General features: G+C 44.5%; 21 protein-coding genes and 1 pseudogene. 12 read left to right on the forward strand and 10 right to left on the reverse strand.

Translation table 11 applies throughout. The annotated features are described in order from the left end of the window. Nucleotides 1–97: 97 nt before the first annotated feature. From smbP to QZV86_RS09740, 3 genes are all read right to left on the reverse strand, one after another. On the reverse strand, nucleotides 98–466 hold the full coding sequence (smbP, locus tag QZV86_RS09730) for a small metal-binding protein SmbP (protein ID WP_295627057.1): 369 nt from the start codon (nucleotides 464–466) through the stop codon (nucleotides 98–100). A gap of 467 nt (nucleotides 467–933) precedes the next feature. Next, the gene (locus QZV86_RS09735) at nucleotides 934–1,425 is read right to left on the reverse strand and encodes a hypothetical protein (protein WP_295627061.1); all 492 of its coding nucleotides are present in this window, start codon (nucleotides 1,423–1,425) and stop codon (nucleotides 934–936) included. A 425-nt stretch (nucleotides 1,426–1,850) separates the two neighbouring features. Further along, on the reverse strand, nucleotides 1,851–2,642 hold the full coding sequence (locus QZV86_RS09740; RefSeq protein ID WP_295627064.1) for a hypothetical protein: 792 nt from the start codon (nucleotides 2,640–2,642) through the stop codon (nucleotides 1,851–1,853). 332 nt (nucleotides 2,643–2,974) lie between these two features. Here QZV86_RS09740 and QZV86_RS09745 point away from each other — a divergent pair, with 332 nt between their 5' ends. From QZV86_RS09745 to ppk1, 7 genes are all read left to right on the forward strand, one after another. Further along, entirely contained in the window at nucleotides 2,975–3,448 is a 474-nt protein-coding gene (locus tag QZV86_RS09745) for a PepSY domain-containing protein (RefSeq protein ID WP_295627067.1), read from the forward strand. A 168-nt stretch (nucleotides 3,449–3,616) separates the two neighbouring features. Continuing rightward, nucleotides 3,617–5,686 (forward strand): TonB-dependent receptor, encoded by a 2,070-nt coding sequence (locus tag QZV86_RS09750; RefSeq protein WP_295627070.1) that lies wholly within the window; start codon nucleotides 3,617–3,619, stop codon nucleotides 5,684–5,686. A gap of 249 nt (nucleotides 5,687–5,935) precedes the next feature. After that, nucleotides 5,936–6,448, forward strand: coding sequence for a dTDP-4-dehydrorhamnose 3,5-epimerase family protein (locus QZV86_RS09755; protein ID WP_295627073.1), 513 nt, complete (start codon nucleotides 5,936–5,938; stop codon nucleotides 6,446–6,448). A 51-nt stretch (nucleotides 6,449–6,499) separates the two neighbouring features. Next, nucleotides 6,500–7,312, forward strand: a complete 813-nt coding sequence (locus tag QZV86_RS09760; protein WP_295627076.1) for an aldolase/citrate lyase family protein — start codon at nucleotides 6,500–6,502, stop codon at nucleotides 7,310–7,312. 35 nt (nucleotides 7,313–7,347) lie between these two features. Then, complete coding sequence (locus QZV86_RS09765; RefSeq protein WP_295627079.1) at nucleotides 7,348–8,514, forward strand: hypothetical protein; 1,167 nt, start codon at nucleotides 7,348–7,350, stop codon at nucleotides 8,512–8,514. A 62-nt stretch (nucleotides 8,515–8,576) separates the two neighbouring features. Then, nucleotides 8,577–9,689, forward strand: a complete 1,113-nt coding sequence (locus QZV86_RS09770; protein WP_295627082.1) for a PQQ-dependent sugar dehydrogenase — start codon at nucleotides 8,577–8,579, stop codon at nucleotides 9,687–9,689. Between the two features lie 118 nt (nucleotides 9,690–9,807). Then, on the forward strand, nucleotides 9,808–11,886 hold the full coding sequence (ppk1, locus tag QZV86_RS09775; protein WP_295627085.1) for a polyphosphate kinase 1: 2,079 nt from the start codon (nucleotides 9,808–9,810) through the stop codon (nucleotides 11,884–11,886). Between the two features lie 10 nt (nucleotides 11,887–11,896). Here the strand turns inward: ppk1 and ppx are convergent, their stop codons facing one another. Beyond that, nucleotides 11,897–13,381, reverse strand: a complete 1,485-nt coding sequence (gene ppx, locus QZV86_RS09780; protein ID WP_295627088.1) for an exopolyphosphatase — start codon at nucleotides 13,379–13,381, stop codon at nucleotides 11,897–11,899. A gap of 59 nt (nucleotides 13,382–13,440) precedes the next feature. Between ppx and sixA the strand changes: the two genes are divergently transcribed. Continuing rightward, nucleotides 13,441–13,953, forward strand: coding sequence for a phosphohistidine phosphatase SixA (gene sixA, locus QZV86_RS09785; RefSeq protein ID WP_295627091.1), 513 nt, complete (start codon nucleotides 13,441–13,443; stop codon nucleotides 13,951–13,953). Here the strand turns inward: sixA and QZV86_RS09790 are convergent. The 4 genes from QZV86_RS09790 to QZV86_RS09805 all read right to left on the reverse strand — a co-directional run bounded on the left by QZV86_RS09790 (nucleotide 13,948) and on the right by QZV86_RS09805 (nucleotide 19,356). Continuing rightward, complete coding sequence (locus QZV86_RS09790) at nucleotides 13,948–14,361, reverse strand: helix-hairpin-helix domain-containing protein (RefSeq protein ID WP_295627096.1); 414 nt, start codon at nucleotides 14,359–14,361, stop codon at nucleotides 13,948–13,950. The genes sixA and QZV86_RS09790 overlap by 6 nt on opposite strands. A gap of 147 nt (nucleotides 14,362–14,508) precedes the next feature. Continuing rightward, nucleotides 14,509–14,862 (reverse strand): YajD family HNH nuclease, encoded by a 354-nt coding sequence (locus tag QZV86_RS09795; RefSeq protein WP_295627099.1) that lies wholly within the window; start codon nucleotides 14,860–14,862, stop codon nucleotides 14,509–14,511. Nucleotides 14,863–14,915: 53 nt separating this feature from the next. Beyond that, nucleotides 14,916–16,748, reverse strand: a complete 1,833-nt coding sequence (locus QZV86_RS09800; RefSeq protein ID WP_295627102.1) for a long-chain fatty acid--CoA ligase — start codon at nucleotides 16,746–16,748, stop codon at nucleotides 14,916–14,918. Nucleotides 16,749–16,962: 214 nt separating this feature from the next. Continuing rightward, nucleotides 16,963–19,356 carry an acyl-CoA dehydrogenase gene (locus QZV86_RS09805; RefSeq protein WP_295627106.1) on the reverse strand — a complete coding sequence of 798 codons (2,394 nt, stop codon included), beginning with the start codon at nucleotides 19,354–19,356 and terminating at the stop codon, nucleotides 16,963–16,965. 670 nt (nucleotides 19,357–20,026) lie between these two features. On the opposite strand from QZV86_RS09805, the gene QZV86_RS09810 reads away from it, so the two are divergent. The 3 genes from QZV86_RS09810 to QZV86_RS09820 all read left to right on the forward strand — a co-directional run bounded on the left by QZV86_RS09810 (nucleotide 20,027) and on the right by QZV86_RS09820 (nucleotide 22,909). Next, nucleotides 20,027–20,281, forward strand: a complete 255-nt coding sequence (locus QZV86_RS09810) for a hypothetical protein (RefSeq protein ID WP_295627109.1) — start codon at nucleotides 20,027–20,029, stop codon at nucleotides 20,279–20,281. Nucleotides 20,282–20,312: 31 nt separating this feature from the next. Then, nucleotides 20,313–21,113, forward strand: coding sequence for a carbonic anhydrase (locus QZV86_RS09815; protein ID WP_295627112.1), 801 nt, complete (start codon nucleotides 20,313–20,315; stop codon nucleotides 21,111–21,113). A 185-nt stretch (nucleotides 21,114–21,298) separates the two neighbouring features. Beyond that, complete coding sequence (locus QZV86_RS09820; protein ID WP_295627115.1) at nucleotides 21,299–22,909, forward strand: MFS transporter; 1,611 nt, start codon at nucleotides 21,299–21,301, stop codon at nucleotides 22,907–22,909. A gap of 37 nt (nucleotides 22,910–22,946) precedes the next feature. Here the strand turns inward: QZV86_RS09820 and QZV86_RS09825 are convergent, their stop codons facing one another. Both QZV86_RS09825 and QZV86_RS09830 read right to left on the reverse strand, forming a co-directional pair. Continuing rightward, entirely contained in the window at nucleotides 22,947–23,516 is a 570-nt protein-coding gene (locus QZV86_RS09825; protein WP_295627118.1) for an NADPH-dependent FMN reductase, read from the reverse strand. Between the two features lie 96 nt (nucleotides 23,517–23,612). Continuing rightward, a pseudogene (locus QZV86_RS09830) lies at nucleotides 23,613–23,815 on the reverse strand (IS3 family transposase); the annotation flags it as partial. A gap of 82 nt (nucleotides 23,816–23,897) precedes the next feature. Here QZV86_RS09830 and QZV86_RS09835 point away from each other — a divergent pair. Then, nucleotides 23,898–24,143: a hypothetical protein gene (locus QZV86_RS09835; protein ID WP_295627121.1), complete on the forward strand. Its 246-nt coding sequence runs from the start codon at nucleotides 23,898–23,900 to the stop codon at nucleotides 24,141–24,143. The last annotated feature ends 149 nt before the right edge of the window (nucleotides 24,144–24,292 follow it).

The following is a 24,292-nucleotide window of genomic DNA, read 5'->3' on the forward strand; positions in this document are numbered from 1 at the left end:
GGCTACACCGCTTTCTCCTCACTTGTCATACACCAGAAATAATCATAGCTCGGTCGGCGGCGCGACCTTCGGAAATAATGCAGAATAAACTCTTGTGTTATTTTCTCATTTCTTTAAAGTGAGCTATAGCCATACGTGCAGCATTTCGCGCTAAATCATTTTCGTCATAATTTCCATTCTCGATAGCTTGCTCCAAATTCACAATTGCCATTGCTAAATGGATACGTCCTGCAGAAGAAACTTTTTCTTGATCTGGTATCGAAAGCGCATGAATAATTGCATATGCTGATTGCAATGCTATTGTTGCCCCATCGTCAGCAATTATAGAAGCTTGGGAATATTTAATTGCTTGTTGTAAATGATTTTCTCCGCTGCATCCTGATAAAGTTAAAATTGACACAATTGAGATACAGGAAAACAAAACTTCAACAAATTTTTTAGTAATGAAATGATAGTTGGATTTCATTGCATTTTCCTCTCAACTCGATGTAAATAAATTTCAACAAAATGAAATTAGTATAGAACCGTAAAATGATCGCAATGTTTCTGAATAAATAAGTTTTTAGCGTCTAATTTCTGTTTTATTAAGCTACTTAAAGATTTTTAGATGCAATCCACCCATAATTAATAGCCGCATTACAAGTATCTGGAACAATGTTCAGACGTTGTGCCTGGTCGCCATAACAGATGCAATTCGATTTGCTGGAAACGCACGCGGCAACCTGCGATCAGTCGATCGCGTCAGATAGCATTGAGAGCGATTCTTTTGTATTCGGTAATGCAATTTAAGAAAGAGGTATATCTGCATGTCAACAGCAGCGTACGCAATGCAAAACAAAGCTTACTTCATTATTTCTACCTGCAGTGCAAAAAGAAGCACCCCTCGCGCCTGCTATCGGCGCGATTCTTTTATGGATAGGATGAAATTTTAAATCAATGGAGCAACTGATTTGCCGATCGATGATCCTTAGGCATAAAATTAGTATTTTCATTCCGTATATTAAAGTTGTGCATATACGGAATTACTTTAAATTGGATAAATTCAGCGATATTTTCTTCCATTGAAAAATTAGCAGCATAGCGCATAAAAAAATCTAGCACTTTATCTTCATCTACTTGATGGAAAGGATTCAACGTGCTGCTACACAATAAATGACTGGCAGAACATAAAAAAGGCGTTAATCGTTTAAATTGTTCAAAATCTGCAGATTCCAAATAACAGTTTGCTAATAGATTGGCGAAATTGTTTTCAAGCGCAGCTAACCGCATATTGTGTAGGAAAGTAACTGTATGGATCTGGAATGAATTTTCAGGAATATGAACGACGGTTTTAAAATCTAACTCTGGAATGTGTGAATCAGTGAGACGTTGCAAATGATTGAATACTGAATAGCATTCTGTTCCTACTTGTTTATCTGTTTTCATTTGATTTCCCTCTAATTTAATTGAAGATTTTTCCTAATACTAAATTGAGCAGAATCAATTTGATCATAATAATATTTATGGCTAAGCAAATAATAAACGGATGTATACCCTTTAATACATTATTTAATTCTCGGGCACTTAAAAACCTATCTTTTTTAGGTATCGTGACAAATTATCTCATTGAATTATTAACGGTGAGAACTTATCCGTGGCAAATCAAAGCATCACCACATCCGTGTCAATATTTAAATGGGGCGTGTTGTAATTACAACAAATATGTTTGCATCACAACACAACCTGCGATTCCTAACCCATAAGCATCCTGAGATAACATCGATCATATTTCCTTGAAGGGTTTGCAAACTGTCTTGAGTAAGTAACAGTGTGCATCGTGACTAAGACTATCTCACGTCAACAACTAGCACTTAGCACTTATAGACAAGTGTTCCGTCTGGCAGTTGCCCGCTGGGTTGTGGGCAATGAGAAGTGCGCCCCAATACAGTTTTACAAGAAAATTCAGGTCGGCGCTGCCAGGTTAGCAAAAATTCCTGCTTATTCCCCTCGGCCTCTGGTTTTTTTCCAGAATCCGGAAACCGACTCAGGATATCCTGATAGTACGCTTTTCGCTGCCAATAATTCACATGAATGCCGTCCAGACCAAACCAATCCGAACCCTGTTCATACAGTTTAAAATGCCGTTGTGCCGCCATTTCCACCAATCCGTGATGCACTACTTGCGCCCGGCTAACAGTTTCATCTTTAGATAACTGACAGGATGGGTAAAAAATATTACGAAAAAAAATGTAACGCCGCTCGGATAAACTTTCAATCGAAGCCATCGGTAGATTAGTCACCACAATCTGCGTCGCGTGTTTCTGTAGCTGATTGATACACCATTCCAACGTTCGCAATATCTGTTCTGGTGGCAATCCATACAAAATATCATTACCGATATCAGTTAACAGCGCATAAGTTGGGTGTGTCTCAGCCAAATCCAACTGTCGCCACAACTCGCAATCTGAAATCCCCGGCAAACCGCGCCACAATACTTGGGTAAACGTTCCATACGCACGTCCATGCCCAAGCGCTGTAAGAACCTCGCTTGGCCCGCCAAATCGTTGTTGCATTAAATGAATGGTTAAACGTAGCGACAAGGTAAGGTTACTCGCTCCGAGCAGAATGAAGCGGTTTTTAGGTGTTTCGTGATAACTATTCACTATAGTAGGCTAAGCGATTCGTTTATTGTACAATACTGCTTTTCTATCATGGGTTTGAAAATATCGATTGGTTTTTGATCCCGCATGATAACGCTCAAATTCCGAGGTATCAATCGCAGAAGCTACTGGAATCGGATTCGCCTTACAAAAACTCCCTTAATCTCGCTGATACCAGGAACATTGTCCTCGCATCTTTGAAATATTGACAATTATTTTGCTAAAGAGTAGACAGAAGGCAGCGGAATTTTTTCGTTAAGGTGTCTTTTCATCATATGATCAAATCGACTGATTCTAATCAGCACATATACTTGATTCCGGCCAAAGGAGGTCTTATGAAAAAGCAATTTTGGATTACAGCAATACTGGTCACCCTGTTGATAGCATTGGGTCAAGCACACGCCAGTGAAAAAGAAGTGAGTAAAGATCAAGTACCCAAAGCAGTACTCGAAGCTTTTGAAAAAGCTCATCCCAATGCTAAAGAAGTAGAATTTGAGCAAGGAATGATCGAAGGTAAAGCCGTGTATGAAATTGAATATAAAGAAAATGACCAAGAGTACGAAATTTTGTATGACGCTGAAGGGGAAGTTCTGCAGAAGGAAGAATCCATTGATGTCAAAGCACTGCCTGAATCTGTAATCCAGGCCATTGCCAAAGTATACCCAAACGCCACGATCGAAGAAGCTGAGAAAGTGATGAAGCCGGATGGAACGGTTACTGGCTATGAAGTGGAAATCAAGTCAGAAGGAAAGAAGTTTGAACTTTACATGGATACTTTCGGAACAATTTTGAAAACAGAGCAGGATTAAATCCAGCCGGGTTATGCATGAGGAATCAATCGATTATTACGTTAGTAGTGATAAAATGAACCAAATGATGGCCCGCCAATTGATCTCGAGAGTATTCCTAAATGCGCCTACGTGATTTTTATCACCGTTCTTGTCACTCACGCTTTTTATCTTAGCTGTTTTTCGCGGATGCAATATTTTCTTGGTTTTCTAGCGATTTTGTCCATTTTGTTTTTGTTCGCGACTGCAAGTTTGGCACAAGAGCCTAATAAGATTCAACCTGTTATATTGGATCCGATTAACGTTACTGCCACTCGCAGCGAACGCTCACCTTCGCAGATTCCCAATAGTATTACGCAGATCAAACGTGATTCGCAGCAGGGCTTTCAACCGGGCGCGACTTTAGATGAGTTTGCGCGTGGTACTCCGGGCGTTTTCTTTCAGAATCAGTTTAATTTTGCGCAGGATGTGCGCATTGCCATTCGTGGATTTGGCGCGCGTTCACCGTTTGGTGTACGCGGAATTCAGATGCGCGTAGATGGAATTCCACAGACGTTGCCGGATGGACAAACGCAGTTGGATTCAATCGATCCTTCGCTAATCGAACGCATGGATATTGTGCGCGGACCATCGGCTGCGTTATATGGCAACGCTTCCGGTGGCTTGATCGATATCACCACGCGCGAAGCACCACCAGAGAAATTCGTGGTGATGCCACGTCAAGTGTTCGGACAATACGGTTACCTGAAATCTGAGTTGTTCATGGGTGGGCGCAGCGGGAATTTCGGCTATAGTCTCTATGGTTCTCACTTGCAGCAAGATGGCTGGCGCAATCATAGCGCGATGCAAAATACTTTTTCGCAGGCTAAGTTGAATTTCCAAACCAGCATAAATTCCGATCTGATGCTGGTATTCCGGGAGCTTTATTCCCCGCTATCCAAGGACCCAGGTGCCTTGACCAGTGCAGAGGTACAGACTAATCCACGACAGGCTTCAGCACGCAATCTGCAGTATAACGCTGGCGAGGAAATTCGACAGGAGGAAATGGGCATACGGTTTCGCCAAAGACCTTCTGTCGGAAAAGAATTTACTGTTACAGCGCACATGCTGCACCGTGACTTCCAAAGCCGTCAACCTTTTTTCGATGGCGGACAGGTTCAGTTTGATCGCTTAGTGGGTGGATTGATGATGCAGTTTGTCAATGATCATGAATTGTTCAATCGCCCCAACCGTTTTTTGGTTGGTGTCGACTACGGCATACAAAATGATGATCGGCAGCGCTTCAATAACAACTTTGGTGTGCGCAGTGCACTGAATTTAAGTCAAATTGAGCGTGTGCAAAGCGTTGGACCATTTGTGCGCAATGAATGGAATGTTGCCGATAAGCTCGATTTGGTGCTCGGCGGTCGTTGGGATTGGTTGCATTATCAAGTCAAAGATCAATTTAAAAGTGATGGCAATGAATCCGGTTCTCGGGCAATATCGCAAGGCAGTGGTTCTGCTGGGCTGGTGTACCATCTCGCCGATCAACAGCAACTTTATGCGCATGTCGCATCCGTTTTTGAAGCACCGACCACCACCGAGTTACTTAACAATCCGGCTGGAAGAGGTGGATTCAACCCGAGTCTGAACGCGCAAACATCGCTCAGCAACGAACTGGGTTTTCGTGGTAACTCTGCGGGATTTCAGTATGATACTGCCGTATTCTTTATTCGTACCTGGGACGAAATCACGCCATTCGAGCTGGCGACATCACCGGGCCGAGCATTTTTCCGCAATGCCGGCCAATCACGACGTGTCGGCGTGGAAACACGTCTCGCTACACCAGAATGGAAAGGTTTACGAGGCGAAGTCAGTTACACATTCTCTGATTTTGCATTCGAAAAATATGTAGTTAATGACATCAGCCTGAAAGGCAATGTTTTTCCCGGTGTCCCTACGCACCGTTGGGAAGGATTGCTGCGCTATTCACACCCGTTCGGTTTCTTTGGACAATTGCATGTGCACCGTGTCGGCGGGTTTTATGTTAACGACATTAATACCGCGACCAATCCGGCCTATAATTTAGGACAATTACTCTTTGGCTGGGAATTGAGGCGAAACTGGATCGAAGGTTCGGTTTTTCTCGGCGTCAACAACTTGTTTGATACGCAATATAATGCAAACACACGCGTCAACGCGGCGCTCGGCCGCTATTACGAACCAGGGCCGCCGCTCAATCTATTTGGCGGAATACGAATGCGTGTTGTCGTGTTTTAGTAAATGATATGTTTTAACAGCTCTTTTCCTGAAATTGTACCCATCTTCAATTTGCTATGCTTCGATTCCTGTGAACACTTAACACTTAACACTTAACACTTAACACTTAACACTTAACACTTAACACTTAAGTATCAAGTATAATTTAAGCGCTTGAAGCTTAAAAAATAATAATTATATTGCTGCATCTCGTCTCATCAACTACCGCAATCCAATTTCGCTATCGACAAAGCTGCAGGAGATTAAACCATGCTCATAGAAGACGCAATCAAAGATCAACAAACGGTAACCTCAGAGGGTGAATCGACAAATGTTTTGCTGACAGGAGTGAAAAAATATGAAGTACCCAATATCATCACACCCAATGGCATCACTACAGAACTTTATCGTCCAGAATGGGACGTAGGTCCCGATCAGATACGGCATATGATTCACGCCATACTACGAACCGGTGCCATCAGCGCTTGGCATGCGCATGAATCGCAAATTGATACTATCTTCGTGGTTAACGGGACAATAAAATTGGTTCTGTATGATGATCGCGCTGATTCAGCGACAAGAGGTCAAATCAACGTCTTACATCTGAGTCGTATGAGGCCTACATTAATCACTATTCCGCCTGGTATTTGGCATGGTTTACAGAATTTGGAAAATTTCGAAAGCAGTTTTATTAATTATTTTAATAACCCTTATCTTTATTCTTGTCCGGATGAATGGCGCTTACCATTTGACACCGACAAAATTCCTTATCAATTCAAGTAAGTTATAAGGAAGCCGTAAGATCCTTCAATTCCTAACTTAGGACTTCATCTCATGAGCTTTGGCAGCGATTTCGTTCTCACATTATTCACCAATGATCCGGATTTGGCACGGGCCGGCAATGCGGCTGGTATTAATCGTATTGGCCTTGACTTGGAAAGAATGGGTAAAGAGCATCGCCAAGATGCCAAGAAAGCATGGATTTCTGATCATCAGATGCATGAACTGGAAGCTATTCGCGATCAATTAACGCAATCGGCGTTATTTGCCCGCACCAATCCAATTCATGCCGGCTCACGCGATGAAATCAATTGTTTGATTGATCAAGGCGTCACTGTGCTAATGTTGCCGATGTTTCGCACGATTAAAGAAGCGGCCACTTTCATTGAGCTCGTGGATGACCGCGCATTTGTTTCTTTATTAGTCGAAACTGCGGCAGCCGCAATACGCTTGCGTGAAGTTGTTAAACTTCCAGGAATTGGTGAAATCCACTTCGGATTGAACGATATGTATTTAGATATGAAACTATCCAATCATTTCGAGGTACTAACCTCTGGTTTTCTGGATAGACTAACCGATATCGCATCTACGGCCGGGGTGCCTTATGGATTTGCCGGCATTGGTCGGCTTAATGATAGCCGTTTACCGATACCTAGCGATTTAATCTATGCTCAATACCCGCGACTTGGTGCAACACGTGCATTGGTTGCACGTGTATTTTACACACCCGATTTCCGCACACTGAATCTCACGCATGAAGTCAACGCTGCACGTGCTATGCTAGACCAATGGCATCAAGCAGGAGCGGATCAGCAAGCCGCAGCTTTGGCGCTGTTACGCACAAAAGTAATTGAATGGGCTGCTTGATTTGCTTATATCTAATTTATAGTAACCTATTTGAAATGACCGACGCGTATCTTACTTTCTACGACACATCACGTGCTTATTATGCAAGTTATTATCTGCAGGGATTCCATGAATTAGCAAAAAGTGGGAAATTGCAAATCAGAACAGCTCATTCGCTTCCGGCACGCTTGATGCCAGCCATTCAAGATTCTGATTGGCAGCATTTATTGTTTGCAATGGTGCTTTTTAAATTTCAGCAAGGTGATCACGAGTGGTATTTCTGCATTGATACGCATGATGTCAATTCAGTCAACGTTACGAATCATACGGGTGGATATCATTTGCCGCTGCTGCAAAGCGTGGATGTCTACTTTAAGGTGAACTACAACCCGGACCAGATTGAGTACACACCAGCACTTAAGGATTTTCGTGAAAAAATTCTTAGCGTTTCACAGTTTTTCCCGATAAGACCAGAATCGTTCCTGTCGCTTAGCCGCAGATTGCTGCTGACTCCGGCGCTGTTTGGATTTAAACCCGGGATTAATTATAACGTACCCTATAAGGATTATTTAACGGATGCCAAGTTTCGCTTGCGTGACCTGAAAAATTTTCAGTCACTCGAGCAAATACTGGCTCATCGAGCAACTCCAAAAGATATCGATGTTTTCTTTGTAACCAGCTTTCGGCATAATTCCCGTCATGTAGCGGTCATGGAACGTCGCTACCAGGTTATCAAGAAACTTTTCGATGCAGCCTCACTTAACACGGCTACAGGTTTTTCATGCGAGAAACCGCTCCCGGAAAAATATGCCGAGGTATTTTATCCGCGTCTGAGTCAAGAAAGTTATCTTGAAACCTTGGCGCGCGCAAAGGTCGTTATTTACACGCAAGGTATTGCGGGCTGCTTGTCTTCCAAATTCGGCTTAGCCATGGCGCTCGGAGTTGCCGTTATCGGTGAACCTTTAGAAAACAACCCGGAATTATTAATCGCAAATCCACATTTAAAAAAACAATTCGCTTATTCAGATCCAGATGAAATTGTTGAACGCGCAATTCATCTTGCAACAAATTTGGAAAAAGCTCGCGAATTGGGTAATCTGAATGCGGCCATGTTCGATACTCAAATGGCTCCCCGCCCTACTGCAGAATACGTAGTCCAGGCACTACAAAAATTTCAATTTTCCGATCCTCAATCTTCAGCCAGAGAAATTCAGGGTAGTTGAGATGGACTGCTGACAATGGTACATTTAACAGCCACTGTGTACTAATTGCCTAAAACCAGAAAATGACACTAAAAACCAACATAATCGCTGTACTTTTTATTTTCAGCTCTTTCCTGCTGCCTGCTGTGCAAGCTCAACGCATTCAAACTGACTTCGATGTCCGCTTAGTGGCCGAAGGATTGCAATTCCCCTGGGGTATGGCGTTTATGCCGGATGGCAATATATTGGTAACAGAAAAAATTGGGCAATTACGTATCATTACGTCGGATGGTCGTGTTTCAGAACCGGTGAAAGGGGTCCCTACTGTGTTAGTTCAACAGCAAGGCGGCTTGCTGGATGTTGCGTTGGATCCGGAATTCTCCAAAAACTATTTGATTTACTTATCGTATTCTGAGCCGGAAGGAGCAAAAGCCAGTACCGCAGTAGCCAAAGCTGAATTAAAAAATGGCAGCTTGGAAAATTTGCGAATAATTTTTCGCCAGTTGCCAAAAACTGAAGGCGGCGTGCATTTTGGTTCACGCTTGATATTCTCACCGGATGGGAATCTATTTATCACACTGGGTGATCGTGGTGATTATATGGAGGAAGCGCAGCAGCTGAACAATCATATCGGCAAAATAATCCGCATCCGACCTGACGGAACAGTGCCTGCTGACAATCCGTTTGCTAATGACCCGAAAGCTAAACCCGAAATCTGGTCGTATGGGCACCGCAGTGTCCAAGGCGCCGCAATTCACCCCAAAACGGGTGAGCTTTGGATTCATGAACATGGCCCCAAAGGTGGCGACGAAATCAATATTCCGCAACCCGGTAAAAATTATGGTTGGCCAAAGGCTAACTATGGCAATCATTACTCTGGTGTGCCGATCAAAAATGAACACGCAGAACAAGGTTTTGAAGAACCCATTCATTACTGGACGCCATCAATCGCACCTTCTGGCATGGTGTTCTACACTGGAAAGCAATTTCCAGGATGGCGCGACAGCTTGTTTATCGGCACCCTGGCAGGGCGGCATCTAGTCCGACTGTCTACCGATAACAAGAAGGTTCTCAATGAAGAGCGATTATTAACCAATACATTGCGCTTTCGCGATGTAGAACAAGGCCCGGATGGTGCATTATATTTACTGACTGATGAAGAAAACGGCAAGCTTCTAAAGCTAACACCAAAGTAACATTCAGTTCCACACAAACTAAGCTAGAATGCAGCTTATTTAATTTCTTTCCTGCCGGCCACACTTAAACAAAGATCGACTAGCCAGTTACAATAATACTTACCCGAGCAATTCACTGATGGATACTGTTGACCTCAAAGATCCTGCGCTTTATATCAATCGCGAACTGAGCCTGCTGGAATTTAACCGCCGTGTGATCGAACAGGCCAAAGATGAGACCCTTCCCTTGCTGGAGAGGCTACGTTTTTTATGCATTGCCAGTACCAATCTGGACGAATTCTTTGAGATACGCGTAGCTGGACTCAAACAGCAGATTAAATACGCTTCGACGCAAACAGGCCCGGATAATCTGTCCCCAACAGAAGTGCTGTCACGTGTTAGTGAAACCGCGCATCAGCTCGTGCTGGAGCAATATAGCGTATGGAATAACATGATCATACCTGCGCTGGCCAAGGATAAAATTAGGCTACTGCGCCGCTCGCAATGGAAACTTCAAACCAGCCGCTGGATACATCGCTATTTTAAAGAAGAAGTTTTACCGGTTTTAAGTCCGATTGGATTAGATCCGGCGCACCCTTTTCCCAAGGTTCTCAACAAGAATCTATATTTCATCATTTCATTGGAAGGTAAGGATGCTTTCGGGCGCGATTCGGGTATGGCCATCGTGCAAGCACCACGTTCATTGCCGAGAGTTGTATCAATCCCAGCCAAATACAGTGAAGAAAACCGCGATTTCGTGATGCTTTCCTCGATTATCCATGCGCATGTCACGGATCTGTTTCCGGGTATGAATGTCATCGGCTGCTATCAATTCAAAGTAACGCGCAATAGCGATTTACTGATCGACGATGATGAAATTGACGATTTGTTGCGCGCTCTGGAGGGCGAATTGCCTTCGCGAAGATTTAGCGATGCAGTGCGATTGGAAGTTGCGGATAATTGCCCGGATCTTCTAAGTTCTTTTTTGTTACACAAATTTGAATTACAGCAAAATGATCTTTATCGGGTAACTGGGCCTGTCAACTTGAATCGTTTACTTGCAATCTGCGACTTGGTCGATCGTCCGGAATTAAAATTTGTCGGCTTCACGCCAAACATCCCCAAACGCCTGATCAAGAATACCAACATATTTGATGTGTTGCACAACGGTGACATTCTGCTACATCACCCATTTCAATCGTTTGCACCCGTCATAGATTTTTTGCGACAAGCAGCCGCTGACCCTGGCGTGCTCTCGATCAAACAAACGCTTTACCGTACTGGAATTGATTCGGCGATTGTTGAAGCGCTCAAGGTGGCTGCGCGTGCAGGTAAAGAAGTCACGGTAGTCATTGAGTTGCGAGCCAGGTTCGATGAAGAAGCCAATATTGAGCTCGCCAGTGAATTACAACAGGTTGGCGCGCATGTCGTGTATGGCGTGGTTAATTATAAGACTCACGGAAAAATGATTCTGGTCGTCAGAAGAGAAGGCCGTACATTACGGCGTTATGTACATTTAGGAACCGGTAACTATCATGCACGAACTGCGCGTTTATATACCGACTACGGTTTGTTGACCTGTGATAAAGCCATCGGTGAGGATGTGAATAAACTGTTCCATCAATTAACCGGATTAGGACGAGCGAGCAAATTAAAAAAGCTTTTGCAATCCCCTTTCACACTGCATAAAGGGATATTGAGTTATATCGACAAAGAAATCAGTGCTGTGAGTGCAGGAAAAAAAGCTTGGATCATTGCCAAAATGAATGCACTGGTTGATCCGGAAATTATCGCAGCGCTATATAAGGCTTCTCAAGCCGGTGTAAAAATTGACTTAATCATTCGTGGCATATGCTGCTTGCGTCCGGGAATCAAAGATGTATCGGAAAATATAAGTGTGTACTCCATTGTCGGTCGTTTCCTGGAGCATACTCGCGTTTATTATTTTCAAAATGGAGGCGATGACGAAGAATTAGTCTTTTGTTCCAGCGCGGACTGGATGACACGCAATTTACATCACCGGGTAGAAGTATGCTTTCCGATTGAGGAAAAACGCACCAGCGATACAGTCATTCAGCATGGACTATTGTGCTATCTTTCCGACAACACGCAAGCTTGGTTGTTGCAAAGCGATGGTTCATATAAACGCTTAAAACCAGGTACTGCTAAACCACGTTCTGCACAGCAATTTCTCTTGGAACACTATTGCGGCCTCTAATACAATTGATTTAATCGAATATCAGTTTAATATCACTAGCCTGAAGAAGATCTTGCTCGGTATTCAAGTCAGCAAGCGTTAAAGGGTTCTGTTCTAACCAATCTGATGGAGAATCCAAAGTAATGCGGTTTTTGTTCACACCGATGCGAATTTCCGGCAAGTCGCTATTAGAACGGCTGCGATGGAGCAACACTGCCAGCCTTAGCAAAATACATAGCCTGATTACTGAAGTTTTCGTAGAAACAGCTATTGATTCAAATTCTTCCAGCGGGAATTTACGGCGATGACTCCGTACTAACATTGCCAGTTTCATTTGCTCCTGTCGGGAGAACCCTGATAAATCAGAATTGGCAGTTAAATACGCGCCATGTCGGTGATATTGGCTATGTGCAACCGATAAACCAATTTCGTGAATAAGCGCTCCCCATGTCAACAGTTTCAAATCTGTTTTCTCGTCCAATTCCCAGTCGGTTTTTACCTGATGAAAAAGTTTTTCTGCAGTATCCTTGACTCGATTGGCCTGCTCGGTATCAATGCTGTATCTTTGCGTAACAATTTCAATGGTCTTATCCCTGATATCTTCATTATGCATCCGACCGATAAGGTCATACAGCAAACCCTCACGTAATGCACCTTCAGAAACATTGATCTGTTCCAGCTTAAGCGTTTCAAAAACACCGTACAATATCGCCACACCGCTGGCAAAAACCGGTTTTCTGCGCTCAGGTACACCGACAAAATCAATCGATGCACTATCCCCAATCTCGATTAAAGCTTCCATTAGTTTCATCAAGGCAGACAAGGTAATGCCAGAATCACACCAGCCTTGTGCTTGCACCACGTCCCGTACTGCGATGATAGTGCCGGAAGAACCCAATGCAGAATCCCAGCCTGTTTTTTTATAGGCTGTTTCAATGGATTCCAGCTCTTGCATCGCAAACAATACGGCTTTGCGCATTTTTTTGGCTTTTATCTTGCCATCATCAAAAAAACGCTGGCTGATATTGACACAGCCCATATGCAGGCTTTCAGTCGCATAGGTATCAAAACCCTGGCCAATGACTAACTCCGTACTCCCGCCGCCGATATCAATCACCAGCCGTTTATTATTTTCATCATATAAACTATGCGCGACGCCTAAATAAATCAGCCTTGCTTCTTCACGCCCCGCTATGATCTCAACCGGATGACCCAGTGCACTATGTGCTTGCGACAAAAAAACATTGCCATTTTTCGCCTGACGAAGTGTATTCGTACCTACAGCGCGCACATTCAGACGCGGAATTTCCTGAATCCGTTGGCCAAATCGCTGCAAGCATTCCAAGGCTTGTTGCATGGATTCTTTCGACAACTCCTGCTCATCATTCAATCCCGAAGCCAGTCTGACCATCTCCTTCATGCGATCAATAATTTGCAAACGGCCATCCACTATGCTCGCCACGATCATGTGAAAACTGTTTGAACCTAAATCAACAGCAGCGTAGGATTCATCCATAGTGAAGCACGCCAGAATGGAAGTTAGTCATCCAATTAATCGATCTCATACTAAGAGTTATGCCAAAATATCAATTGATTATTATGCGACATGCCAAATCAGACTGGTCTGAGGCAGGCAGATCGGATTTTGATCGTCCTTTGACAAATCGCGGAAAAAAAGCTGCCAAACAGATGGGTAAGTGGTTAAAACAAGAACAATTTCGCATAGATCGAATCCTCTGTTCTCCTGCATTACGAGCAAAACAGACTTGCCATCGAGTCGTAAACGAATTAAGCCTGCCTGAAACAGAAGTACACTGGGAGCCCACAATCTACGATGCATCATGCAATGACCTGACTACCTTAGTCAAGCAATATAGCAAAGGAATATACACATTACTTATCATTGGACATAACCCGGGTCTCGACCAATTACTCTGCCATTTATCTCAAGATCCGCCACCCGTTGACAATTCCGGCAAGTTGTTGACAACCGCCGCCTTGGCTGTCTTAAATTATGGAAGCCGTGCCATTGCAGTTAACGCTCATGAAGCGCAACTGCGATACTTAATCAGACCCAAGAAGCTATGATTTCTTTTGGTTCTTTTTTTTCTTCTTGCCATCTTTCTTTTTCTTATCTTTTATTTTGTCTTTTTGCTTTTCGACCTTATGCTTTTTTTTCTTGCTTTCACTATTAAGTTTAACGGATTCAAGCTGACTGACAATCGGGCTTGTCCTCGTTTTTATGCTCGGTGCTTCCTTGATTTTTGTTTGTGTGCGTCCGACAGGAGTTGCTGATGGCTTAACCGGTTTATCTTGTAAGCAATCGACAGCCGACTGCTTCACTGCCCGCGCTCGTATCGCGCCGCTGAATCCTGGTATTTTCTGCAAATCTGTCAAACTAATCGCGGCCAATGCTTCGACTGTTTTGATTTTATGTTCAGCTAAAACCTTGATTGTGGCGGGTCCGATTCCAGTTACATCAGTTAATTTAACCATGACTAGACTCTCCTGTTGACTTGAAAATCGTATTATAACGGTCTGTTGATTAAATACAACGAGCTTTCATTCAAGTCCATTTGTTGACTAAAAGTAACAAACATCCCGCAATGAACAAGCCAGTTCACTTTATTTTTTGCATTAAGTCTATTTCTTCAGCATATCCTTAAGCTTGGCAAATGGATTATGAGTAGCGACCGCTTCTGCTTGTCCGCCAATATCGCGGTCCATCGAATCCTTCAACTTGGAATGCTCGTTCTCATGGCAATAGGTGCAAAGCAATTCCCAGTTACTGCCATCCGGCGGATTATCATCATGATTACTGTTCTTGTGGTGCACTTCCAACAGCTGTAAATTCTTATGATCAAATGCACGCGCACAACGGCCACACACCCAAGGAAACAATTTAAGCGCCTGCGCCCGATAGCCCTGAGCGCGTTTTTCTGCATTTTGGCGTGCTTCTAGAACAACTTTATCCAGTTTGCTGGGCTCTTTTGCCATCCATCTACCTCCTTCCTAGTACAGATCAAGTCAGATAGTTTCTCAACAACCTGTTAATGCCCTGCATAAAGCCCATCGATTTCCGCCTGGTGTTTCTCAAACACCTTGGCACGCTTCAATTTCAGCGTCGGTGTCAGCAAGCCATTGTCAACGCTCCATGGTTCCTGTACAACTGCAACACGGCGTATTTTGGCATAACCTGGGAATTCGTCGGTTTGATGTGAAATTTTTTCCAATAAGATTTCTTCAACCCGTTGCCTTGATTGCTCATGCGTCGGATCTTCCTCCAGGCCATGCTGTGTGGCGTAACTTTGCCAATGCTTCGGATTCAGTACAACTAAAACACTCAGGTAGGAGCGTGCTTCACCGATCAGCATAACCTGCTCAAATAGCAGATCACGTAAAATCGCCGCTTCCATATCCGCCGGGGGCACTTTCTCACCGGTGGACAGCACAATGATTTCTTTCAATCGTCCGGTGATGATCACGTGACCTGCTGCATCAATTGCTGCGATATCACCCGAATTCAGCCAACCATCCGATGAAACCATCGCTTTTGTTGCGTCGGGGTTATTCCAATAACCCAGCATTACATTCGGCCCACGAATTAGCAATGCGTCACTTTCTCCCAGCTTGATTTCTACGCCGGGAATCGACAAACCGACGCTAGCCGGCATATTGTCTTCGAGTCGATTGACGCAAACGACCGGACTGCTCTCAGTCATCCCATATCCTTGCAGAATCGGTAGCCCGAGACCGATAAAAATGCGCGAAACTTCTGGCGACAATGCGGCACCGCCGCTCAATACCATGCGCAGCCGACCGCCCAGCTTTGCCATTACCTTATCTGCGATCAGTTTCTTTAATAGCGGCCATAAACAATGTGTAAGCTGCCAGCTGGCCCTGCCCTGCTGGTACTCGAAGCGACTGTAGCCCACATCGACGGCAAGATTGAATAACCAACGCGCAAAACCGGGGCCCTCGGCCAGTTTTGCCTGTATACCTGCATAAACCCGTTCATAGATACGCGGCACTGATATCATTATGGTTGGTCGGATGATCAACAAATCTTCCTGCAATTGCGGAATTGAGCGTGCGTATGCAATTGTGGCGCCCGCCATCATCGGCGCATAATAACCTGTGGTACGCTCGAAGGTATGCGACAAAGGCAAAAAAGAAAGCAGCAGATCCTCGGGCGTCACCTGGATAACTTGCAGGCAGCTGAAAGCATTGGTCAGAATGTTATGGTGACTGAGCATCACGCCTTTGGGACGACCTGATGTACCGGAGGTATAGACGATGGTAGCAAGCGAATTTGGATCGTTGTTAATATGCTTGACCTCAGTGGCGCGCGCTGACAACCATTCCATTGCCGAAACGATGCGCACGTTATCACAAACATCAGCACTACTGGACTCAAAAGGCCGGAGGATAACAACCCGTTGCAATCCTTCTATTTCTTTCTGTAAGTTAAGAAATTGCCGCCATTGCTGTGAATTTTCCAGCAACAGTAATTTCACATTTGCATCATTAATGACATAAGCCGCATTTTCAACCCGATCATCGGTATATAAAGGAATTATCACTAACCCCAGACCCATTGCCGCCTGCTCGAACATCACCCATTCCGGGCAATTTCTCATCATTACCGCGACCCGATCGCCAGGAACTAGTGATTCTTCTTTAATCAAAGCTGCCTGCCACCGGGCCACGTGCTGATTCATTTGTTCCCAGGTATAGCTGCACCACTGCTCACTAATCGGATCAAAATAACGATAGGCCACATTCTGCGGCGAGCGTTGCACGCGCTCATTAAACAGACCATTCAGTGTTTTTGCTTTATCCACCGAAATAACGCTGGTCATTCCGTTTTGCTCGATTTGCATAACTTTCCCTCTATACGCACGCCCTAATTTTGTGTCCGTTTACTGGCGATGCTGCATCAGTGTATTTTCTGATTATTCTAATATTCCAATTCACTTAACGGTTTCAACCGTCTCTGATTCTTCTGTTACGGGACTACTTTTCTTTCTGCTCGTAGTTTTGGCGCTACTATTGGTTTTGCCAACAGTAGTTGTGCCATTAATCTTATTCATAACCTCACTTATCAATAGCGAAATTAGCGTTGATAGCACCTCTGGTATCCATCGCAGCATTAGTGCTGTCATTTCTTAAGGATTCTGTTTCGCTTTCAAAATCCGGTCTAAAATCATCCACCTTAATCACCTCGCTGCGTAAATCTTTTAGTTTGTCCAGCAGACTGGCTTCTTCCTCAGTAATCACACCCAGTTGCACGGCCTGAGCAATCTGCCCATCTCCATGATCAGTAACTTTACGCAACTTGATAGCTTCTCGTAGCTTGGCTTCGATCGCGCCACATTTGATCACACACTGTAACGCCTGTTCCAAATCAGCCATTGGCTCATGTTCTGCAGTTGGGACATGAATGCCAGCCGTCAATCGATCACGCACAGCACCGGGTACCATCATTAATCTGGCAACTTCATGGGTTAATGCATCAACGGGTGGCTTACAACGTTTACCGAGCGGGAAAACCAAGGCTCTCAGTAACCAAACAAAGGTGAAATGCCCCGGAATATTGTCCAAGAACTCATCAAATGCCTGCTGCATACGATAAATGCCATCCTGCATCGACCAATGCAGCAAGGGCAAATCAGTGTCAGGACGACCATCGTCTTCAAAACGTTTCAAGGTTGCTGAGCATAGATACAACATGCTCAGAATATCACCTAGCCGAGCGGATAATCTTTCCCTGCGCTTAAGTGATCCGCCCAAGCGCATGAGCCCGATATCCGCAATACAGGCGAAGCTGGCGGAAAATCGTGCCAATTGCCGATAATAACCAGCCGTCTCTGGGGTGCAGTTTTCCGGCGCATTGCCCTTGATATGGTTGCCGAACAATGCATACACCAAGCTGTTTGCGGTATTTCGCAATGTGAATTTTGCATGTCCCATCAATGCTTCATCAAATGCCAGCGATGCGCTATCCGGATTTTTATCATGGGCTGCATTCACTTCTTTTAGCAAATAAGGATGGCAACGCAGCGCACCCTGACCAAAAATAATCATGTTACGCGTCAAGATATTGGCACCTTCAACGGTGATACTGACAGGAATCTGCTGATAAGTACGTCCCAGATAGTTTCTCGGGCCGATGCAAATGCCTTTGCCGCCATGAATATCCATGGCATCGTTGATTGCTTGCCGTCCGCGCTCGGTTAAATGATATTTGACGATCGCCGACGCCACCGAGGGTTTTTCGCCCAGATCTACTGCAGAGGCGGTCATGACACGTGCAGCATCCATCATGTAAGTGTTGCCGCCAATACGGCCCAATGCTTCCTCGACGCCTTCAAAATAACCGATTGGTATTTTGAATTGCGTGCGTACCCGGCTATAGGCACCGCTGGTGCGCGCCGCCAATTTGGCTGCTCCTACACTGGTGGCTGGCAACGAGATAGCGCGTCCTACGGACAGGCAATTCATCAGCATGCGCCATCCTTGCCCGAGACCTTCTTGTCCGCCGATAATCCAGTCCATTGGAATAAACACTTCTTTACCTGAATTTGGCCCATTCTGGAATGCGCCATTCAACGGATAGTGGCGACGCCCGATATTCACGCCCGGTGTGTCCGTGGGGATAAGCGCCAACGTAATGCCGAGATCTTCCTCTTTACCCAGCAATCGATCCGGGTCATACAGTTTAAACGCCAGTCCCAGAATAGTTGCAACCGGGCCCAGCGTAATATAGCGCTTTTCCCAGGTTACCCGCATACCTAAGACATCTGTCTTACCGTCATGCTCACCGCGGCACACAATGCCAAAATCCGGCATCGCACCGGCATCAGAACCCGCATCTGGTGAAGTCAGCGCAAAGCAGGGTACATCCAGACCTTTTGCTAGGCGCGGCAAATAATGTTCTTTTTGCTTCTCAGTACCGTAATGCAGCAATAACTCAGCCGGCCCCAGTGAATTCGGCACCATTACCGTCACCGCTGCTGTACCGCTACGCGAGCCGATTTTCATCACAACTTCAGAGTGGGCCAATGCTGAAAATCCGTAACCACCGTACTGCTTGGGAATAATCAAGCCAAAGAAACCTTTTTCCTTGATGAATTGCCACACTTCCGGTGGCAAATCCTTTAATTCATGCGTAATCTTCCATTCATCCAGCATCACACACAACTGTTCAACCGGGCCATCGAGGAATGTTTGCTCTTCTGCTGTTAACTGCGGCTTAGGATAAGCCAATAATTTTTTCCAATCGGGTTTTCCGCTGAATAGATCGCCTTCCCACCAGACCGTGCCAGCATCCAGTGCTTCCTGTTCCGTTTGCGAGATTTGCGGCAACATTTTGCGAAAAACTTTCAGTATTTGATTGGTGACTAAATGACGGCGTATCAAAGGAACAGCCAGAATCAGACCAACGATGACAACCACGAACAGAATGACGTAGAAGAGAAACGCGAGCATGGTGATTTTCCCCTTAATGAGTTAAGTCCGATCAAGTTATAACATGACAGTTATACAAACCCTGATCCAAACGTGCAAAATCCAGCATCTGCTTAAACAGCTTACAGCCTCAAATTTACATGATAATCACTCAAATCCCTACTTTAGCGCCGAAGTTTTACCATTATGTTGTTGTGTAATTCATACACTCGACATTTCTAATACTGCATTTATTTTCTGATTCTAACCATTGTTTCAGACTATTAGCGTGATATGTGATTAGTTTATGGACGACATCAAATCAGAATTTTAATCATGAATCGCCTGGGTTTATCGGAGCTTCTATTTCTTGAAAGGATAAGGTTATAAAAATCAGATGTGCCGAAAATATGCAAAATAGCTGTCCGGTTGATTTATGAACACCATGAAGAATCCTCTCAAATAGATTTAAAGTCACTGCAGAGTAAAATACCGAGGTAAAAAGTCTGACGTCATAAGTCTGCAATTTCATCCCTTAACAAGAATATTTAATATAAGTTGCAATAACCCTTCTTTTATTATTTGTTTCGGTTGATATTTTATTCACATATTTATGGCATTCTCTTGATATTTTCTCAACATCTTTATGGTAATGTGCCAATCGCATTTTACGAACTGCGAAAAAATTCTTTCTTTCTTGAAGAGGTGCATCATGCTTATAAAATTATTTTTGGCTGTGTCATTAAGTGTAAGTGTTGCTTCATGTTTTGCTGAATCAGATGGAAATAAATCAAAATTGCTGATTGATCCTAGTCAGCAAAAAAGATTATCGACTGACGGCAGTCAGCAGAAACAATCCCTTCAACCCAATGCATCAACTGAGAACACAGACTCTCAATCATCTCAAAACTCCAATCAGGGAAATAAACCATCCATGATTGAATATTGTAGAAATCACCCTTGCTAATCCAATTACAATTTGCAATCGGAGTTAATTCATGAATACGAAAATATTGAGAAACCTGGCTTTTACAATTTTTACATGTTATGCAACCGCTGCTGTTTCTGAGACGCCGCACTGGAGTCATGATGAGCAGTCAACATGGTGGGCGATTCAGGATGCAACACAAAATGTGCCATTGAACTATCCTTTTGGAGCATGCGGCATAGGCAAGCATCAGTCTCCGATTGATCTTGCAAGTGCAACCATCAACGACACAAAGCCTCTCAATAAACTAGCTGCCTTATATGACACTGACACCACGCCAACCTTCTTCAATAGTGGACATGGCGTACAAGTCAATACCTCTGAAAATTATGCGGGTGCATTGATGATTGGAGAAGAATCTTTTCCCCTGATTCAATTTCACTTTCATGAACCCAGTGAACATGTCGTGGAAGGCAAAAATTTCCCGGCCGAACTGCATTATGTTCATATCAACGAGGATGGAAGAATTATAGTCTTGGCTGTCGCAGTTGATATTGGTGAGGAGAATCCCATATTTGGAACCATTCTGGATAACACACCACATGAAGAACGTAGTAAGAACGTAAGTGCCGGCATACAGATCAATCCTGCACAATTGCTTCCTGCTGATCTGAATCCCGCAAACTTGGATTATTACACCCTTGCAGGTTCATTAACTACTCCACCATGCAGCGAAGGCGTGCAATGGTATCTTCTTCCCAAGGTGATCACGGTTTCGGCTGCACAGCTTGAGCAGCTCAAAGGGTTTTATACCAGTAATGCGAGAGTAGCACAGGATTTGAACGGACGATCTTTACTGTCAACGCATTAAGTACCCTGCATATTGACACTGTGTTATTAGCAGATTGAAGAATGTTTTTGTAGTAACTGATGCAGGACAAAAACAGGTGAAAAATGCAACTTATGTATAATAAATGAGTATTTTGAACCCGTTTTTAACAATGCAGCGGCAATGCAGATAGTTTTTCGGCAGCCTGTTAGAATGCAGGTGAAAGATTGAACAACTTGACCAGCACGCCATCGGCTTGGTCTCCGTTCAGGATTCCTGTTTTTCGCATGCTATGGATGGCAACTCTGATATCGAACATCGGAACCTGGATGCATGATATCGGTGCTAGCTGGTTAATGACCACGCTGGCGCCTACACCCGTTATGGTGGCGCTGATCCAAACTGCCACCACTTTACCCATTTTTCTATTGGCCATGCCAGCGGGCGCCTTGGCTGATATCGTTGATCGGCGTAGCTACCTTATCGTGGTGCAGTTATGGTTGGCTCTGGTGGCTGGACTACTGGGATTTATGACACTGACGGGTGTTACCTCGGCGTGGAGCCTGATTACATTAACGTGTGCGATGGGGATCGGGTCAGCAATGATGCTGCCAGCGTGGGCGGCTATAACACCGGAGCTTGTGCCGCGCAATGAGCTACAGTCTGCTATTGCATTGAACAGCCTTGGAATCAATATGGCGCGTACAATTGGTCCAGCATTGGCTGGAGTAATTGTATCTTTTGCTGGAACCGGTGCAGTATTTGTTTTGAATGCGTTTACGTATTTTCTTGTCATTTTTGCTTTGGTACGTTGGCGGCGCGAGGCACCCATCAGTGAATTGCCTAGCGAGCGATTCTTCAGTGCACTACGCTCCGGTTTCCGCTTTGCACGTCATGCACCAGACCTCCAAGCCGCTATCATTCGAGGATTCGGTTTTTTTCTATTTGCCAGTGCTTCCTGGGCCCTATTGCCGCTGCTAGCTAAGAACTTAGAAAACGGTGGGCCGCAAATATTTGGCATCTTGGTAGCTTCGATTGGTACCGGAGCTGTCATCGGCGCTCTCGTGTTACCCCAGCTGCGTGAAAAAATTTCACGCGATAGCTTAGTTGCGTTAGCGGCGGTCGTGTACGCAAGCACCATGTTTGCGCTGGCAACATTCGATCAATTGATTTTCCTGTGTTTGGCGACGGGTGTAAGTGGTATTGCATGGATTACTGTGTTGTCATCACTCCAGGTAGCGGCACAAATGGCACTTCCTAATTGGGTACGATCGCGCGGGCTGGCCGTCTTTATGGCGGTTTTTATGGGTTCTATGGCATTTGGCAGCCTACTGTGGGGCAAAGTCGCCGAAATAACTAGCATTTCAGAGTCACTAATGATTGCAGCGTCTGGCGCAGTGATAGCCACACTGCTCACTTGGCGCTGGCACATCAGCGGCATCGAAAACGTTGATCTTACACCTTCGATGCATTGGCCGACACCCATGGTGCATGAGGGTGTGTCACATGATCGCGGACCAGTCCTGGTGACCATTCAGTATATAGTTCGAAACGACAAAACAAGTGAGTTTTTAACTATGATACGCGAACTCAGCAAACGCCGTCGTCGCGATGGCGCTTTTGCCTGGGGTGTGTTTGAGCATACCGAAAAACCGAATCACTTTATCGAATTTTTCAGTGTCGATTCCTGGCTTGAGCATCTTCGTCAGCACGAACGCGTAACTCATGCAGATCGTCTGTTACAGACAGAGCTTCATACATTGCTCGTAACCGGAAGCGAACCTGTAGTTACTCATTATGTAGCGCCCAAATTTGCCATTGCAAAGACAAAAAAATAAAAATCCTATCGTCGCCTTCTTCAGAAATTTGATTATTTTATCGCCGCAGCTTATTGCTGATGTGGATGAATTCTATAAACCCCACAAGAAAATCCGCCAGTTGTTGGCGCGCCGTTTCATCCACCATCGCCCCATTTTCGTTGAAAATTTGATGTGCACGAGATACTAATAATCTTCCACCGAACCATGGGGATGTGCCTAATGTACGTAGCACGGGTAGCCAGGCATTTTGAGCCAGTACTGTGCCAAACCCACCGGGTGTTGCGCCTATCACCGCAACCGGACGATTTCTGAAAACCCGTGCAGTCGCACTGGGCGGCCGCGACAACCAATCCAACCCATTTTTGAATACGCCTGGCATAGAATTATTGTATTCCGGCGTAGCCAACAATAATCCATCAGCAGCAGCGATTTTATCTTGCAGCGTGGTGACTGCTTGAGGAATTCCTTCTGTGCTTTCAATATCGCCATCGTAAAGTGGAATACCCTTGAGCGTTACAATCTCAAGCGCACTATTGTTAGGCAGCGATTCTTTAGCTGCATGTAATAGCGCAGTATTGAACGAAGCACTGCGCAGACTTCCCGTAATTCCGATAATTTTTGTCACGGCATCTTCCTCTTATCGACGGTCTACAAATAATCAAATTTTATTTCCAACCTATTTGAAAGGTTTGACGTGGTCAATTAATTCTAGACAATCCAGTTAAGCAACTTTCTCCAATTTTTCTGTTTCTGCTTCATATTGATTTGGGCTTTTGTATCCCAAGTATGAATGCAGTCGATGACTATTATAAAACATAGAAATATACTGCAATACATCTTGCTGTACTGCATAGCGGGTTTGGTAGTGTCCCCCTGGATTCACTCCTGTTTAAGGCTGCCGAAAAAACTCTCTACTACAGCATTTTTGTGTACTGCTTTCTTGTTTCTATCTTTCCTCCAGTTAAGATTATTTTCTCTTAGCTAGGTTGCCCAAGTCGATTAGACCATGTCAATTGCCACTTGGCCTAGTGCAACATCTAGACTGGCAAATGATACCAGTGTACATCGCCTTAGCAACGGTTTTTACTACCACGGAAAAATAGGAGGCCGGACAGAAGACCCCTTCTATCAGAAAATGAAAGATATTCCCCTGAATGCTATTTGTCGCACCATTGAGATTGATCTGCGGCAGCAGCTTGGTGAATGCTCCGCTTCTCCCCCGGTGAAGCCACAAGATGGTGTGCTGATGTAGAGCTATTTTGCTGTTAAATTAAATTTCAACAAATGTTAATGGCTATTCCCCGTTAAAATTCAAACCATCAGTAATTTCTCTATGACGTATTACGTACCGAGCTATGATTATTTCTGGTGTATGACAAGTGAGGAGAAAGCGGTGTAGCC

This window comes from uncultured Nitrosomonas sp., from assembly GCF_902826915.1.
In the GTDB taxonomy this organism is placed as follows: domain Bacteria; phylum Pseudomonadota; class Gammaproteobacteria; order Burkholderiales; family Nitrosomonadaceae; genus Nitrosomonas.